The sequence below is a fragment of the Rhodococcus oxybenzonivorans genome (assembly GCF_003130705.1).
Lineage (GTDB): Bacteria > Actinomycetota > Actinomycetes > Mycobacteriales > Mycobacteriaceae > Rhodococcus_F > Rhodococcus_F oxybenzonivorans.
In genome coordinates this window covers 5,553,372-5,568,183 of record NZ_CP021354.1, presented here as the reverse complement: position 1 = coordinate 5,568,183, position 14,812 = coordinate 5,553,372, and the positions used below count along the sequence as shown (strand labels likewise).

Sequence of the window (14,812 nt, the reverse complement as noted above, 5' to 3'; positions counted from 1 at the left end):
GCAACACATGTCCGTGAGCAAAGAATCCCTGTTCCTCAACGACCTGTACGCGTCGTGGCTTACCCGGTCCGAAGGAATGGACCTCGCCAGTCAGCGAGATATGTTCGAAGAGTGGCATCTTCCGACCATCGAGCCTACCGACGTCACCTATGAGGAAGTGACAGCCAACGGTGTGCCGGCAATGTGGGCCAAGCCTCTGGGGGCCGCCGAAGACCGCGTAATCGTCTTTACCCACGGTGGCGGCTTCGCGACGGGTTCACGCTTCTCACACCGCAAGCTTGCAGCACACCTGGCTAAATTGGCGGGTGTTTGCGCCCTGATCGTGGACTTCCGGCTCGCGCCGGAGCACAAGCACCCAGCCCAACTCGAAGATTGCATGGCCGTCCACAAGTGGCTCCGCACGCAGGGTTACAAGGCGGAGTACACGGCGACCGTCGGCGACTCGGCGGGCGCCAATCTCGCGATCTCGACAACGTTCGAGCTCGCGCGTCTGGACCTTCCCACTCCTGCTGCCGTCGTCGCGCTTTCACCATGGCTCGATATGGAGATCAAAGGGATGACGGTCGAATCGAACGACGCGGTCGACGTTTTGGCCAAGAGGGCGGTTCTGGAAACGATGCGGGGAATGTTCCTCTCCGAACCCGCAGATGCAACGGACCCGCGGGCGAACCCACTGCTCAGCGATTACACCGACTTCCCTCCGGTGTACGTATCGGTCGGTGGCTATGAGACGCTTCTGGACGACTCACGTCGGTTGGCCGAACTGATCGAGAAGGTGAGTGGCGAGGTGGTGTTGGACGTGGTCGATGAGCAACAGCATGTATTCCACTTCAATGCGGGTCGGGCACCCGAGGCGGATCAAGCGCTGAGCCGGATCGCCCAGTGGCTGCGTCCCAAGTTGGGCCTCGCCTGAACCTCAAATCCGCAGCGCGTATGAAGGCGAAGGTTCTCGGCGGCAAGGGGTGAAGGTGTTCGCGGCGGCGGCCTAGACCGGTCTACACCGGTTTAGGCCGCCGCCGAGTTCGCACCGGTCGGGCACCAGTCGAAGGATCGATCGCAGTAAAGATAAGGGAAATACACTCATGGATCGTCCAGTCCTCTTCCGAGGCGACGGGTTCGTCGAGACAAACGGCCCTGCCATCGGTGCCGGATGCGGCCTCGCCCCCACGTGCGACCTCCGCGTTGCCGGTGAAAGGGCGCTCCTTGCAGAGACCTTCGTGAAGCTGGGAATCATCCCGGGTGACGGTGGCACGCGGCTGCTCGACGAAGCCCGCGCTCCTGGCCGGGGATCACACGGAGGCAGGCAACACCCTCAGGGAGAAGCGAACTGCCGCCTCCACTGACGAGTGACGTGCCCGAGAAACGAAGAACTCCGTGGAAGTGAATTGACGCTTCCACGGAGTTCTTTTACAAGTCTTGGGCGGATCCGAATTCCGAGCACCACGCCAGGACGGAATTGGTGAATTCCTGCAGCCTGTCCTCGCGGGTGGTGTCGATCGCACCGTGTACCTGGTGTCCATTGCGGACGACGACCTTGCCACGTGGCCGGCGCACGACCGTGCGACGGCAATCAGGAGTTCGAGGATGTCACTCGGCTTGAAACCTGGCCGAATGGGCATGCGAATTGCACTTCTTCAGTGGTGTGGGTAACGAAGAGAGCGAAGAGGTGATGGAGGACGGTACACACTTGCGGCGCTCAGGTGGGGGCGCCTCGTAGAAAAAGCTGTCGGATCAGCGAGTCCGACCACTCGAGTCGGGATCGATGTCGGTAACGCAGCGCATCACGCGTGTGCCCGTCGACGATCCCCGTTCAGGAGGAGGTCCCCTGAGGCGACGTCGCCCTCACTACCGATGTGTCGGCCAGCGCATGGACGCGATCGGCGGAGTAACCGAGTTCTTCGAGGATGGTGAAGGTATCCTCGCCGAGCAGGGGAGCGTGCCGGCTGAACGAGATCGGTGTGCGTGACATCGCGAACGGAGTGCGGGTGGCGTAATACTCGCCTTCGGTGGGATGTTCGCGCTTAGTGATCAGTTCCTGGTCCAGAACGTAGGGGTTTTCGTGCGCATGGGCGAGATCGAGTAGGTCGGACGCGGGAATTCCGTGTGCCTCACACATGGTCAGCCATTCCTGGGTGGTTCGGCTCGGGACGGCCTCTCGGATCGCTGAGAGAAGTTCGCCCATGTGGGTGTGGCGGTCGTTCACCGAGGCGTAGCGGGGGTTGTTCACCAGGTCGCCGCAGCCGGCGACGGTGAAGAAGTCGTTCCAGTTCTTCGCCGAGTACGGCATGATGCAAATCCAGCCGTCGGCTGTTTGGTGTGGGACTCGTTCCGGTGTCAGCACGCGTGCCCATCCGAAGTTCCCTTCGGCCGGGGCGAAGGTGTGGCCACCGAAGTGTTCGACGAGATTGAAACCGATCATCGCGTCGACCATCGGTACGTCGACCTCCTGGCCGAGGCCGGTATGGTTCTTCTCCATCGCGGCGGCGAGGACGGCGATGACGATGTAGAGACCGACGACTTTGTCGGCGATGACGTATGGGGCATAACGTGGTTCACCGTCGATGAGTTCCGTGAGTTTCGCGGCGCCTGACGCTGCTTGCACGATGTCGTCGTAGGCGGGGTAGTCCCGAAAGACGGTTTCGGATCCGTATGCCTGTGCGGTGCAGAGGATCAGTCCCGGATTGTTCTCCGAGAGCCGCTCATAGGTGATGCCCAACTTCTGCCGGGAGCGTGGCCGTAGATTCGTCACCAGCACATCCGCATTGCGCACTAGATCGTCGAGGATCTCGCGGCCCTCCTCGGAGGCAAGGTCGATCGCGATGCTGCGCTTGTTGCGCTGGAGGTTGAGTGTCAGAGCGCTCATCCCGTCATGGCGGCGGGAACCTATATCTCGGCTCATGTCACCGTCGAGGCTCTCGACCTTGATGACGTCTGCGCCCATGTCGGCGAGGGTTGCGGTGGCGAAGGGGCCCATGATCACGGTCGTCAGATCGATGACGCGCAGACCATGGAGAGCGCCGGGTGTGAGTTCCACTGGAACCTCTTTCGCTGCACAGGAAGCATTTTTATGACTATGACAGTCGGGGTAATTTTCCGCAATAAAGGAGTCTATTGCAGATATACGTAACATTGTGTTGGGTAGTGACCACTCGGAGGGATAGAACCTCTAGGGGCAATTGCGTACTCGCTCGGGCAGTGTTTCAGTCGGCGAACTGCTTGCCGAGGAATTCGACGACGGCGCTGTGCAGTTCAGCGCTGCGCGGAATGGCACCGGTCATCCAGTACACGGCATGGACAAGGCCTTCATACAGTTCGACCTGCACGGGGACGCCATGGTCGGCCAGCCGCCGGCCGTAGTCCACGCCCTCGTCCCGAGTGACCTCGTATTCGTTGAGCAACAGCAAGGTCGTGGGAAGTTCAGACAGATCCGCGGCCTTGGCCGGGGAGGCGTACGGATTCTCAGCGTCTTCCGGCGTGGCCAGGTACTGCTCCCAGAACCAGTCGATCGCTGCCGTGGTGATCAGGTACCCCTCGGCGTTCTCCTCGCGCGACGGGAATCGTGCCGTGCCGTCGATGACCGGGTAGATCAATACCTGAGCGCGCAATGCCGGGCCGCCGTTATCGCGCGCTCGGAGGGCTGTGACCGCGGCGAGGTTGCCTCCGGCGCTGTCGCCCATGACGGCTACCCGCATGCTGTCGCCACCGAAGTCGGCTGCGTGCTCGATCACCCAGTTCAGTGCGGCGAATGCATCGTCGGGTGCGGCAGGGAACTTGTGCTCGGGTGCCTTCCGGTAACTCGGTGCGGCGACGATGACTTGCGCGTCGGAGGCCAGCGCGCGGCATGGCTGCTCGGTGACGTCGAGGCTGCCGGCGACCCAGCCACCACCGTGGATGTACAGCACGACCGGCAGCGGAGTGTCGGACTCCGGGATGTAGAGGCGAATTGCCTGATCGCCGCCGGGTCCGGGGTAGACCGTATCGACAACACGCGCGACGTCTGCCTTCGGTGCCTGGAGGCCGCTGAAGGACTCGACGACCTCACGGACTTCAGCAATGCTCATCTGCTCGAACGACTTCAGTCCCTGCTCGTTCAGAGTGTCTATCAAATTCTTGACCGCAAGATCGAGTGCCATGGTGTGTTCTCCTTCGTGTCATGGGCAAGTCTGTTCAGCAGGCAGGTGGCGCCACACTATGGGTGCGTCCGGCGCCGAAAGTGTCCGAAAATGGCACATGCATCCGCCGCGTGGGTGTGTTTCACAATCGGACACGCCGACGCCCTACTGCGGTTCTAGGTTCGTTCGGAGTGATCAACCGACGGCTGGAGTTTCAGCGTCGCCGACAGGGAGGTACGGCAGTGAACGCGATTGCAGCGATCGAAGGAAACGGTGACCATCGGGTCTTGGTGTTGCACGGCTGGGCGCTGGACAGCAGCGTGTGGCTCAAAGCACGCGCCCTGACGGATCAGTCCCGCTTCACCTACGCGTACGTCGACTTTCCGGGATACGGGGTGAACCGTCCCGAGGCGCCGGCCGACGGAATCGACGGGATGGCCGCGGTCGCCCTCGGCGCCGCCGACCAGCTCGGATGGTCGACCTTTTCCGTACTCGGACATTCGATGGGCGGCACCACAGCTCTTCGGGTGGCGACCCTCGCACCTGAACGCGTGACCTCGGTCGTCGCACTGACGCCCGTCTCCCCGGCGGGTACCCCTCTCGACCAGGCGACCTACGAATCTTTCGCCGCGGCCTGGGCAGACCCGGGTGCAGCCATCCGGGGCGCACTGGCACCACACATCGACGAGACAGATTTGAAGAACCTCGTCGACCGCAACCGCTCGACGATGGACCAGGCGACGTGGGAGTCCTACCTGAAGAACTGGACCAGCCCCGACTTCCTCGACCGGATAGGCACCTACGAAGGGCCTACCACCCTGATCGTGGGTGAAAGCGACCCCTTTGTCACGGCCGAGTACCTAGGGGACACATTGGTGGCCTTGCCGCACGGGAACCTGAGGACCGTGCGGGGCAAAGCCGGGCACTACCCCATGGTGGAGAACGCTCCGGAGACGGTGGCGTTGTGGGAGCAATCTCTGTACTGATCTGACCGGGAACGCAATCCCGGTACGGGAATGCCACGTTCGAATTATGAAGTCAGGGAGAATTCACCATGTTGAATCACGTTGCGACGGTGAGCCGTCCCTTCCCGGTGCGTGACGACGCGACCGCGTGGGTGGAGGCGTGGCCGGATGCGCGAATACTTCGTGTGAACGGGCGTGGTCAGGTCCGGCTTGTGGACGGACAACTGATGCTGGAACCGGCCACCGACTTCTACGCCGAGCCTCCCGTTCACGCCGTCCTGCTCGGCGTCTGCGGCTCGGTTCACGAGTGGGCGGTGCGGGACGAGTCCCTCGCTGACAATTCCACGACAGGAACCGTGGTCGAGCTCGGTGACCTGCGCTCACACGGAGCAATCCTCGACGCTGCCGACACCGACCGGTATGTCACAGCGATGGCCTTGCTGACGTGGCAGGACGACGCCCCCTTCTGCGTCAAGGATGGGGCGCCGGCAACGATCACCTCGGGTGGTTGGATGCGCGTGTGCACGGCGTGCGGTCGGGAGGAGTACCCGCGTACCGATCCCGCGATCATTTGTCTCGTGCACGACGGGGCAGACCGAGTCCTGCTGGCGCGTCAGGCGAACTGGCCGGCACGGAATTTCTCGACGCTCGCGGGCTTCGTCGAGGCGGGCGAGTCTCTGGAAAGCTGTGTGGCACGGGAAGTTGCGGAGGAGGTCGGTCTCACGGTCTCCGATGTGGTCTACGTCGGAAGTCAGCCCTGGCCCTTCCCGCGATCCCTCATGCTCGGATTCCATGCGACGGCCGACCCCCGAGACGAGCTCGTCTTCAGTGATGGCGAGATCGGCGAAGCTGTCTGGTGTACCCGCGCGGAGGTACGGGAGGCTCTGGCTGCCGGGGATTGGACGAGTTCGACGGAGGTGCACATGTTGTTGCCCGGTGCAGCCTCGATTGCGAGGCGCATGCTCGAGGCCTGGGCGCGAGCCGGTGACTGACGTTCTGTCTCGATCGGCACGGTTCCGTCATCGAGTGGCGCTACTGCGGAAGGAACCGGCTCCCGTCGATACCCAGTGCGCGCATTTTGCGGTAAAGGGTGGAGCGAGCTACCCCCAGGCGTTGCGCAGCCAGTAGTTTGTTGCCGTCGGTCTCGACGAGTGCTTTGAGCAACGCGTCACGCTCCGCCAATTCGAGCGACGTCGAGGCATTTCGGCGGCGTAGATCACCGTCGCGGTATCCGTCGGGCAGATGCTGCACCCCGATGTCGGAGCCCATCGACCGCAGGAGCGAGGACGCCAGAACCGATTCGAGTTCTCGGACATTCCCCGGCCAGTCCCGCGCGATCAGCAGTTGCAGAGCAGCGGGTTGCAGTCGCAGGCCGTTGCGGTCGGGGGAGTGCTTACGTAGTAGGGCGACACTGATGTCGGCGATATCTTCGGACCGAAGTCGCAGTGGATCGATCTCGATGCGGCGCATGAAGTGATCGCACAGTCGTCCGGCGGGACCTTGACGGATCGCTTCGCCGGCGGTGGCAATGATCTGAGCGCGATGGTCGGCTGCCTCACTGAGGACCGCGCAGACGTTGGGGACCAGTTTTTCCGGCAGGAGATCGAGATGCCGGATGATAAGGGCGCCGTCGACCTTGTTCCAATTGACCAGTCCGGCAATCCACGCGTCGGGATCGACAGAGGCGGTAGCAGCGTCGAACACGGTGAAACGGCCGTCGGCATCCTGCATCCGGTGGAGGGCGCTAGCGGCGAAGAACTTGCCGACGCCGGGTTCTCCGGTGACGAGGACAGGTGCGTCGATCGAGGCGAGCCGCTCGAGTTCGGTCTGCAGTCGTTTCGTCGACAAACTGCGGCCGGGAATCCTGACAGTCTCCGCGCGCTTTTCGGCGGCGGCGGAGGCTGACGCCAATTGACGGGCGGACGACTTCTTCGTATCGCGGAGATGCTGCCGCATCTCGATGACGATGCCCGCCGGTGATCGGGAGTCTCCGACTCTACGGGCAGTCGCGGATACTGTGACGTTATCGGCGAGCCTGACTTCCCCGATGAATTCGTCGCGGCCGGCGAGCATTCGGCATGCCCAATCCCAGAGGAGCGCCTGGTCGGACGTGTCGATGATCTGCGCGGCCATCGGAGTGGTCATGATGACATCCTGGTTCAAGGACACCACTGCGGAGGAGCCGCGACGAGAGGCCTGCAGGAAGGACTGGAGAAGCCGTTGCTCGCGATCGGAGGACTCGGCATAGAGGCGCGACTGAATTTCGCGAACGGCTGATTTCGCCAGGGCGCCCATCAGCGCGTTGGAATCCGACAGGTTGGAGGTGATGTCGAGTATCCCCTCCACGGTGCGGGTGATCGGATGGATGATCGGAACACCGACGCACGCCAGGCTCTGCAGCGCCTCACGGTAGTGCTCGCCACCGCTGACCTGGAACGGTCGTCGCTCCTCCAACGCGGTGCCGATCCCGTTGGTGCCGGTGTCTTCCTCGGCATACCGGAATCCGGGTGCCACGTAGGCGCGGTCCAGACGCGCTCGCAACCCAGCGTTGCCAGCCCTGCGGTCGACGATCTGCGCGGCGGAATCGGCCAGCAGGATGGTCGCGGGGGCGTCCAGCAGGTGGAGGACGAGGTTGTCGATCACGGGATCGGCGGCTCTTCTCAACCGGCTGTCGCGATCCACGTCCGGCGTGTAGGGAAGGTCGTCATCGCCGGACGAGACGCCGATAACTTCACACCGTCGCCACGACGCTTCGATCTCGGGTCGGAGATTGCTCATCTCTTGGTTCTCTCGCGATGGCGCTGATGTCCGGAATCGTCCACGTTCGTTCCATGGCCCGCGGCGCGCCTTGTTGATACTCATAGCCACCTTACATAACCACTGAATTCCTGAGCTGATTCCGCCTGGCAATGTAACTTGGCTCACATCGGGCGCAGTGTCCTGTTTTGCTACAGTCCGTTCGCTGATCGGGTGGCAACATCGAGGGCCGCGGGCGCGACGCGACGGTTCCCGTGTGTGCAGATCGAGGAGGGCATCCGGTACTTCGGGCCCTCGGGTCTGCGGCGACTTCGACTGCTGTCGGGGATGGTGCGGGCCAACCGGCCGTGGCGCTTGGTCACCGGACTGTCGAAGGTCCTCGTCGGCGCCTTCGCCACTGGTGCTGTCGCGCTGGCTACCAGCACCATCTGGATGTTCGCCGACACGATGGGTCCGTGGCGTATGAGTGCGGCAACGGTCCTGTCGATCGTGGCGATGATTCTCTGGTTGATCCTTGATCATGAACTCTGGGAGCGGCCTCGGTCGCCGGAGGAACGCGACCGTTCGGTGCTGTACAACACCGCAACCGTCGTCACCCTGGTCATCGGCGTGATCGTCCTCCACGTGGCCCTGTTCTGCCTGCTGCTGTTCACGGCGTGTCTCACTCTTCCCCCGGAACTGCTGTCCCGCATTCTGGGGCACGGGGTCAACTTCTCCGATTACCTCACGCTCGCCTGGCTGCTGGCGTCCATCGCCACCATCGGTGGGGCGCTCGGGTCGGGCCTCGAGGACGACGCTGCCGTCACTGAGGCGGCGTACGGGGCCCGGCAGCGGCAGCGCATCGAGGGGACGCGGAGTCGGTCGAACGAAACGGGATGATCGCAGGTTTGCACAGCTCAGCAGACCTGAAACACCGGGCATCGCGACCGGCCGAATCCGCCCAAAAGAGGCGCGCGGCTATGCAAGCATGAAGTGTTGTGTTTTGTGGTGAAGCCGAACGGATGAGCCGGGGGGCGGGGAGAAGCGTCCGCCTCACACAAGCGCGTGTCCAGGTTCGGACGCGGCCACGATTTCTTCGGTCGGGGATACCGTACGCGGAGGAGCCGCCGTGAAACGTCTCGACACGCCCAACCCCCTGACGCACAATCCGGACGCGGCACTCTTCCCGCTGTCCGCGGCGCAGCGTGCCACGTGGTTCGCGCAGCAACTCGAGCCCGCGGTGCCGATTTCGATCGCGCAGTACGTGGAGCTGCACGGCGACCTCGACGTCGACCTGTTGCGGAGGGAAACCGTCGCCGCCGGTCGCGAATTTCAGTCACCCTTTCTGAAGGTGGTCGAGGTCGACGGCCGGCCGATGCAGTACGTGGACCACACGACCGACACGTCGATCGCCTTCCTCGACTTCCGCGGCGAGAACGACCCGGTCGCGGCTGCCCACGACTGGATGGACAAGGACTACCGAACCCCCCTCGATCTCGAGGCCGATCGACTGGTCGAGACGTCGATTTTGTGCGTGGGCGAGTCGCACTACCTTTGGTACAGTCGCATCCACCACGTCGCCCTCGACGGATACGCCGCCATGACGATGCTCAGCCGCATCGCGCACCGGTATTCGGCCTCGGTAAGCGCGCGGGAACCGGACCAGAGTCGGGCGGCCACCCTGCGCGAGCTGTACGACATCGATGCCCGCTACCGATCCTCGGCTAGGTACACGGCGGATCGGACGTACTGGGCACAACGTATCGAGGCCGTAGAAGGATCGACCCTGGCCGAGCGGCCCGCGCCGGCAGTGGCCAGGAGCAAGGTCGAAAGCGCCGTGCTGTCCGAGGCGGCGACGACCGGCCTCCACGGGTCCGGCAGGCGGGCAACGGCGGCCGCCGCAGCCACTATCATCGCCGCATTCGCCTGCTACCTGTCGCGCCTGACCGGTAAAACAGATGTGCTCGTGCACGTTCCCCTGTCCGGCCGGACCACGTCGTTGCTGCGCAATTCCGGCGGCATGATGGTCAATGTCGCGCCCCTGTCGATCTCGGTCGAGGAAGGGGACACGGTCGGGGCCCTCGTGTCGCGGGTTCAGCGTGAACTGATGGGAGCGCTGCGCCATCAAAGGTGCAGCATCGACGATATTCGCCGCGACATGAGCGCGAGCAATGCCACCCGGCTGTACGGTCCCATGGTCAACGTCATGCTCTTCCCGCACGACGTCCAGCTGGGCGACTTGGTGGGCGAATACCACATCGTCACATCTGGCCCGGTGGAAGATCTGCTGGTCAACGTGTATTCGAGCGGCACGCCGGCAGACGTCTCCGTCGATTTCCGGGCGAATCCGGATCGGTACGAGGACGCGGCGCTGCGCACGCATCACCGGCAATTCGTCGAGTTGCTCGAGGAGTTCATCGCGGCCGACACGGACGTGTCCCTGTCGACCGTGCACTGCGCGACCGCCCGCATAGGCGAGCGACTACGCCTCGAAGCGGGTCACCTCGAGTTCTGGAAAGCACGGTTGTCGGGTCTTACCGAGGTGCTGAATCTGCCCTCCGATCGAACCCGGCCCGCCGTGCAATCCCTGCGGGGAGACCGGGTGGGACTCCCGATAGGTGCCGACACACATCGCCGGGTGGTCGAGCTGGCATCGGAGCACGGTACGACAACCTTTCCAGTGCTGCACGCAGCCCTGGCAGTTCTCCTGAGCCGGCTTGCCGGTACCTCGGATGTGGCCGTCGCTACGACTGCCGCCGCGGACGGCGGCCGGGACATCGTGGTGCTGCGGACGCGCGTTCGACCGGACCTGGCCTTCACAGCCCTGCTCGACCACGTGCACGAGGTGGAAGTGGAAGCATTCCAACATGGGGACGTTCTGCTCGAGCAGGTGGTGCGGGCGCTCGAGATCGGCGATTCCGCGGCGTATTCGCCGATTGTCCAGGTGCTTCTCGAGCGTCGCGACGATCCGGAGGGTGTCCGGCCCGAGATCGGCCGATTCGACCTTCGGGTGGCGACGGAAGAATTCTTCGACGCCGACGGCACTCCGTGCGGAATCACGGTGAGTCTCGGATTCGCCACCGATCTGTTCGACCCGGAAACGGTGGTCGGGCTCGGAATGCGATTTCGGCGCATCCTGGAGACGGTCACGGCAAACCCGGAAACAGCTGTCGGCGAGATCGATATCCTCACCGACTCCGAACGAGCCACTCTCGTCCCCGTATCGGGAGTGCCGGGCCGATCCGAACGCACGCTGTCCGAAATCTTCGACATGGCAGCACGAAACCATCCTGACGGCATCGCACTCACCTTTCGCGGCGTCGAGGTGACATATCGAGAATTGGACGAACGCTCCAACCAAGTGGCGCGGGCTTTGATCACACGTGGGATCGGTCCGGAGAACGCTGTCGCGCTGGGCTTGCCGCGCTCGATCGAGTCGGTCCTGTCGATGCTGGCGGTAGCGAAATCGGGCGCGGCCTTCGTGCCGGTGGACCCGAACTATCCGGCCGAGCGCATCGTGCACATGCTCACCGATTCCGGAGTCGCCGTGGGTGTGACGGTGTCTGCCGAGCGATCCCGGCTGCCCGATTCGATTCCGTGGCTGTTACTCGACGACGCCGAGTTCCGTACCCGCTGTGCGGCTTTACCGGTATCCGCCGTCACCGACGACGAACGGGTGCGACCGCTGCGCATGGAGAACGTGGCCTATCTGATCTATACGTCCGGTTCGACGGGACTCCCCAAAGGAGTGTCGGTCACCCACGGTGGCCTGGACAGCTTCGCGGTGGAGCAGCGCCGCCGATTCGGAGCGACGCAGACCTCACGGACCCTGCATTTCTCCACACCGAGCTTCGACGCGTCCCTGTTCGAGTATCTCCAGGCCTTCGGTGCCGGTGCCACCATGGTGATTGTTCCGCCGAAGATATACGGCGGCACCGAGTTGGCCCGGATCCTGAAACTCGAGCGAGTCACTCACGGGTTCATCACTACCGCTGCGCTCGGATCGATCGACCCGGACGGACTCACCGACTTCCAGGACGTGGTGTTCGGCGGCGAGATGTGCCCGCCGGAACTGGTGAAGCGGTGGGCCCCGGGCCGCAGGTTGTGCAACGCATACGGACCGACCGAGACCACCATCATGGCGAACATCAGTGAATCGATGTCGCCTGCGGGAGCGATTACCCTGGGCGGTCCGCTCCGCGGATTCCACGAGGTGGTCCTCGATGCGCGGATGAAACCGGTACCGATCGGAGTGGCCGGGGAACTCTACCTCTCGGGTGACGCGCTGGCGCGCGGCTATCACGGCAAGCCGGCGCTGACCGCGGAACGCTTCGTCGCCAATCCTTTCGGCGACCCTGGCCGTCGGATGTACCGAACCGGAGATGTCGTACGGTGGCGGGCCGATCACACGATCGAGTACGTGGGTCGCAGCGACTTCCAGGTGAAGATCCGTGGGTTCCGTGTGGAACCCGGCGAGATCGACACGGTACTCCACACTCATCCATGGGTGAGAACTGCGGTGACGATACCGCGGACCGCGCCGTCCGGTGACACCGTCCTCGTGTCGTATGTACTGCCGGTTCCCGGCCGGCGGCTCTCGACTGCCGATGTGATGGACTATGCCCGAAAGCAGCTGCCGCCACACCTCGTTCCATCCGCGATCATGGTGCTGGACGAGATGCCGTTGACGCGGGTGGGAAAGCTCGACCGTGCGGCGCTGCCGGCGCCGGAATTCGGCGGCGCGGCCACCGAACGTCGTGCACCGGCGAATCCGGTGGAGCAGACTGTCGCGCAGGTATTCGTGGACGTGCTGGGAGTGGAGCACATCGGCGTCGACGAAGACTTCTTTGATCTCGGCGGAAACTCCCTCGTGGCAACCAAAGTAATCGCTCGCGTCAATGCCGCACTGAGCGTCGACCTCGGTGTCCGGGACCTTTTCGAGGCGCCGACGGTGAAAAAGTTGGCAGGGCGGATCGAGCCTGCGGACGTGCGGAGAATCGACCGCCCGAGTTTGGTCGCACGCGAGCGTCCGGACCGTATACCCCTCTCGCTTGCGCAGCAGCGCGTGTGGTTCATCAATCAGTTCGACCCCTCTTCGCCTGCATACAACATTCCCATGGCGGTCCGATTGTCGGGCACCCTCGACATGGAGGCACTCCGGGCCGCCGCCGAGGATGTCATCGAACGACACGAATCCCTGCGCACCAGGTATCCGGACTCGGCAGCAGGACCGGAACAATCGATCGTGACTGCGCCGCAGGTGGTTCCCGACCTCACGCCGAGAGTCGTCGACAACGAGCACGAGGTTCGCGAACACATTGCCGCGCTGATTCACCAGGGCTTCGACGTCAGCGGTGAAGTACCCGTGCGTGGTGCACTGCTGCGAACCGGCCCCGACGAGCACGTCCTCCTTCTCGTGGTCCACCACATCGCCGCCGATGGCGCTTCGCTGGCACCGCTGGCACACGACCTGATGGTGGCGTACTCCGCGCGAGTTCGCCAGCAGAGGCCGGACTGGCTCCCACTCCCGGTTCAGTACGCCGACTACAGCCTGTGGCAACGGGCGGTCCTCGGCAGTGATCAGGACCCCGAGAGCGTGATGTCGGCGCAATTGGACTATTGGAAGAAGACACTCGCCGGCCTCCCCGACGCGATAACCCTTCCCTTTGATCGTCCGCGACCCGCGAACCGGACGCTGCGAGGCGACACTGCCCCGTTCTCGGTGCCTGCGGAACTGCATCGGGAGCTTCTGGTGCTCGCGCGTCAACATGACGCGACCATGTTCATGGTGATGCACGCGGCTCTGGTGGTGCTGGCGGCGCGGCTGAGCGGATCCGACGACATCGCGATCGGGACGCCGATCGCGGGACGCGGCGAAGCAGCGCTCGATGACCTGGTGGGGATGTTCGTCAACACGCTGGTTCTGCGAACCACCGTGGATCCCGGGATCACGTTTGACGACATGATTTCCCGTGCACGGAACGCCGACCTCGGAGCGTTCGGGCACACGGAAGTGCCCTTCGAGAGTGTCGTGGAGGCGCTCGATCCCGGCCGGTCGACCAGCTATTCACCCCTGTTCCAGGTTATGTTGGAGTTCCGGAACACAGCGACGGCTCACCTGGAACTGCCGGGACTGGCCGCAGAGGTCATCGAGGTCGACACCGGTGTGTCCCAGTTCGATCTGCAGTTGACGCTCGCGGAGCGTTATGACGAATCCGGCAGTCCCGCAGGTATCTCCGCAGCCTTCACGTTCGCGACGGATATTTTCGACCGGCCGACGGTGGTGAGTTTCGGGGAGCGATTCCTCCGAATTCTGCGTGCTGCGGCGACGGATCCGATTGCGGCCCTGGGAACTATCGACATCCTCGCGCCGGGTGAGCGGGAGTTGGTGTTGGGGGGGTGGAATGCGACGGGGTGTGTGGTTTCGGGGTGTCGTTGGTGGGTTGTTCGAGGAGCGGGTGGGGTGTGTGCCGGATGCTGTGGCGGTGGTGTCTGGTTCGGTGGTGTTGTCGTATGGGGAGTTCGGTGTGCGGGTGCGTCGGTTGGCGCGGTTGTTGATGGGGTTGGGGGTGGGTCCGGAGTCGTTGGTGGGATTGCGGTGGGGCGGTCGGTGGAGTTGGTGGTGGGATTTATGCGGTGCTCGAGGCGGGGGTGGGTATGTGCCGGTGGATGTGGATCAGCCGGTGGAGCGGGTGGAGTATGTGTTGGGTGTGGCGGCTCCGGTGTTGGTGTTGAGTACGTCGGTGGATCGGGTGGGTTGCCGGGTTCGGTTGTGGTGGTGGAGCTGGATGTTGTTGATGTGTCGGGTTTTCGGGGTGCCGATTTCGGATGGGGAGCGGTTGGGGGTGTTGCGTGGGGAGAATCCGGCGTATGTGATGTTCACGTCGGGTTCGACGGGTCGGCCGAAGGGGTGGTGGTTTCGCATGCGGGATTGTGAATCGGTTGTTGTGGATGCAGGGGAGTATGGCTGGGCTGCGATGATGTGGTGTTGTTGAAGAC

The 14,812-nt window shown here is 63.6% G+C and carries 7 protein-coding genes and 5 pseudogenes; 8 read left to right on the top strand and 4 right to left on the bottom strand.

Annotation, left to right across the window (positions count from 1 at the left end):
• The first annotated feature begins 7 nt into the window (after positions 1-7).
• Both CBI38_RS25810 and CBI38_RS39355 read left to right on the top strand, forming a co-directional pair.
• The gene (locus tag CBI38_RS25810) at positions 8-913 is read left to right on the top strand and encodes an alpha/beta hydrolase (protein ID WP_109333370.1); all 906 of its coding nucleotides are present in this window, start codon (positions 8-10) and stop codon (positions 911-913) included.
• A gap of 214 nt (positions 914-1,127) precedes the next feature.
• Positions 1,128-1,292 (top strand): annotated as a pseudogene (locus tag CBI38_RS39355) (enoyl-CoA hydratase-related protein); the annotation flags it as partial.
• A gap of 130 nt (positions 1,293-1,422) precedes the next feature.
• On the opposite strand, the pseudogene CBI38_RS39350 reads toward CBI38_RS39355, so the two are convergent.
• From CBI38_RS39350 to CBI38_RS25790, 3 genes and pseudogenes are all read right to left on the bottom strand, one after another.
• Positions 1,423-1,583, bottom strand: a pseudogene (locus tag CBI38_RS39350) (acyl-CoA dehydrogenase); the annotation flags it as partial.
• Between the two features lie 227 nt (positions 1,584-1,810).
• Positions 1,811-3,034 (bottom strand): CaiB/BaiF CoA transferase family protein, encoded by a 1,224-nt coding sequence (locus tag CBI38_RS25795; RefSeq protein ID WP_109333367.1) that lies wholly within the window; start codon positions 3,032-3,034, stop codon positions 1,811-1,813.
• A 166-nt stretch (positions 3,035-3,200) separates the two neighbouring features.
• Positions 3,201-4,133: an alpha/beta hydrolase gene (locus CBI38_RS25790; RefSeq protein WP_109333365.1), complete on the bottom strand. Its 933-nt coding sequence runs from the start codon at positions 4,131-4,133 to the stop codon at positions 3,201-3,203.
• A gap of 221 nt (positions 4,134-4,354) precedes the next feature.
• On the opposite strand from CBI38_RS25790, the gene CBI38_RS25785 reads away from it, so the two are divergent.
• Positions 4,355-5,098, top strand: a complete 744-nt coding sequence (locus CBI38_RS25785) for an alpha/beta fold hydrolase (RefSeq protein WP_109333363.1) — start codon at positions 4,355-4,357, stop codon at positions 5,096-5,098.
• A gap of 68 nt (positions 5,099-5,166) precedes the next feature.
• Positions 5,167-6,069, top strand: coding sequence for an NAD(+) diphosphatase (nudC, locus tag CBI38_RS25780; protein ID WP_109333361.1), 903 nt, complete (start codon positions 5,167-5,169; stop codon positions 6,067-6,069).
• Positions 6,070-6,109: 40 nt separating this feature from the next.
• On the opposite strand, the gene CBI38_RS25775 is transcribed toward nudC, so the two are convergent.
• Positions 6,110-7,855, bottom strand: coding sequence for a sigma-54-dependent Fis family transcriptional regulator (locus CBI38_RS25775; protein ID WP_230989964.1), 1,746 nt, complete (start codon positions 7,853-7,855; stop codon positions 6,110-6,112).
• Positions 7,856-8,068: 213 nt separating this feature from the next.
• On the opposite strand from CBI38_RS25775, the pseudogene CBI38_RS25770 reads away from it, so the two are divergent.
• The 4 genes and pseudogenes from CBI38_RS25770 to CBI38_RS40035 all read left to right on the top strand — a co-directional run.
• Positions 8,069-8,713, top strand: a pseudogene (locus CBI38_RS25770) (hypothetical protein); the annotation flags it as partial.
• Positions 8,714-8,942: 229 nt separating this feature from the next.
• Positions 8,943-10,967: pseudogene (locus CBI38_RS40665) on the top strand (condensation domain-containing protein); the annotation flags it as partial.
• A 117-nt stretch (positions 10,968-11,084) separates the two neighbouring features.
• A pseudogene (locus CBI38_RS40660) lies at positions 11,085-14,138 on the top strand (amino acid adenylation domain-containing protein); the annotation flags it as partial.
• A gap of 79 nt (positions 14,139-14,217) precedes the next feature.
• Entirely contained in the window at positions 14,218-14,808 is a 591-nt protein-coding gene (locus tag CBI38_RS40035) for an AMP-binding protein (protein WP_250645719.1), read from the top strand.
• The last annotated feature ends 4 nt before the right edge of the window (positions 14,809-14,812 follow it).

Bases quoted from the DNA above. Each gene is read 5' to 3' on its own strand.
- nudC (WP_109333361.1), top strand. From the start codon at position 5,167: ATGTTGAATCACGTTGCGACGGTGAGCCGTCCCTTCCCGGTGCGTGAC.
- CBI38_RS25810 (WP_109333370.1), top strand. From the start codon at position 8: ATGTCCGTGAGCAAAGAATCCCTGTTCCTCAACGACCTGTACGCGTCG.
- CBI38_RS25790 (WP_109333365.1), bottom strand. From the start codon at position 4,133: ATGGCACTCGATCTTGCGGTCAAGAATTTGATAGACACTCTGAACGAG.
- CBI38_RS25775 (WP_230989964.1), bottom strand. From the start codon at position 7,855: ATGAGCAATCTCCGACCCGAGATCGAAGCGTCGTGGCGACGGTGTGAA.
- CBI38_RS40035 (WP_250645719.1), top strand. From the start codon at position 14,218: ATGCGACGGGGTGTGTGGTTTCGGGGTGTCGTTGGTGGGTTGTTCGAG.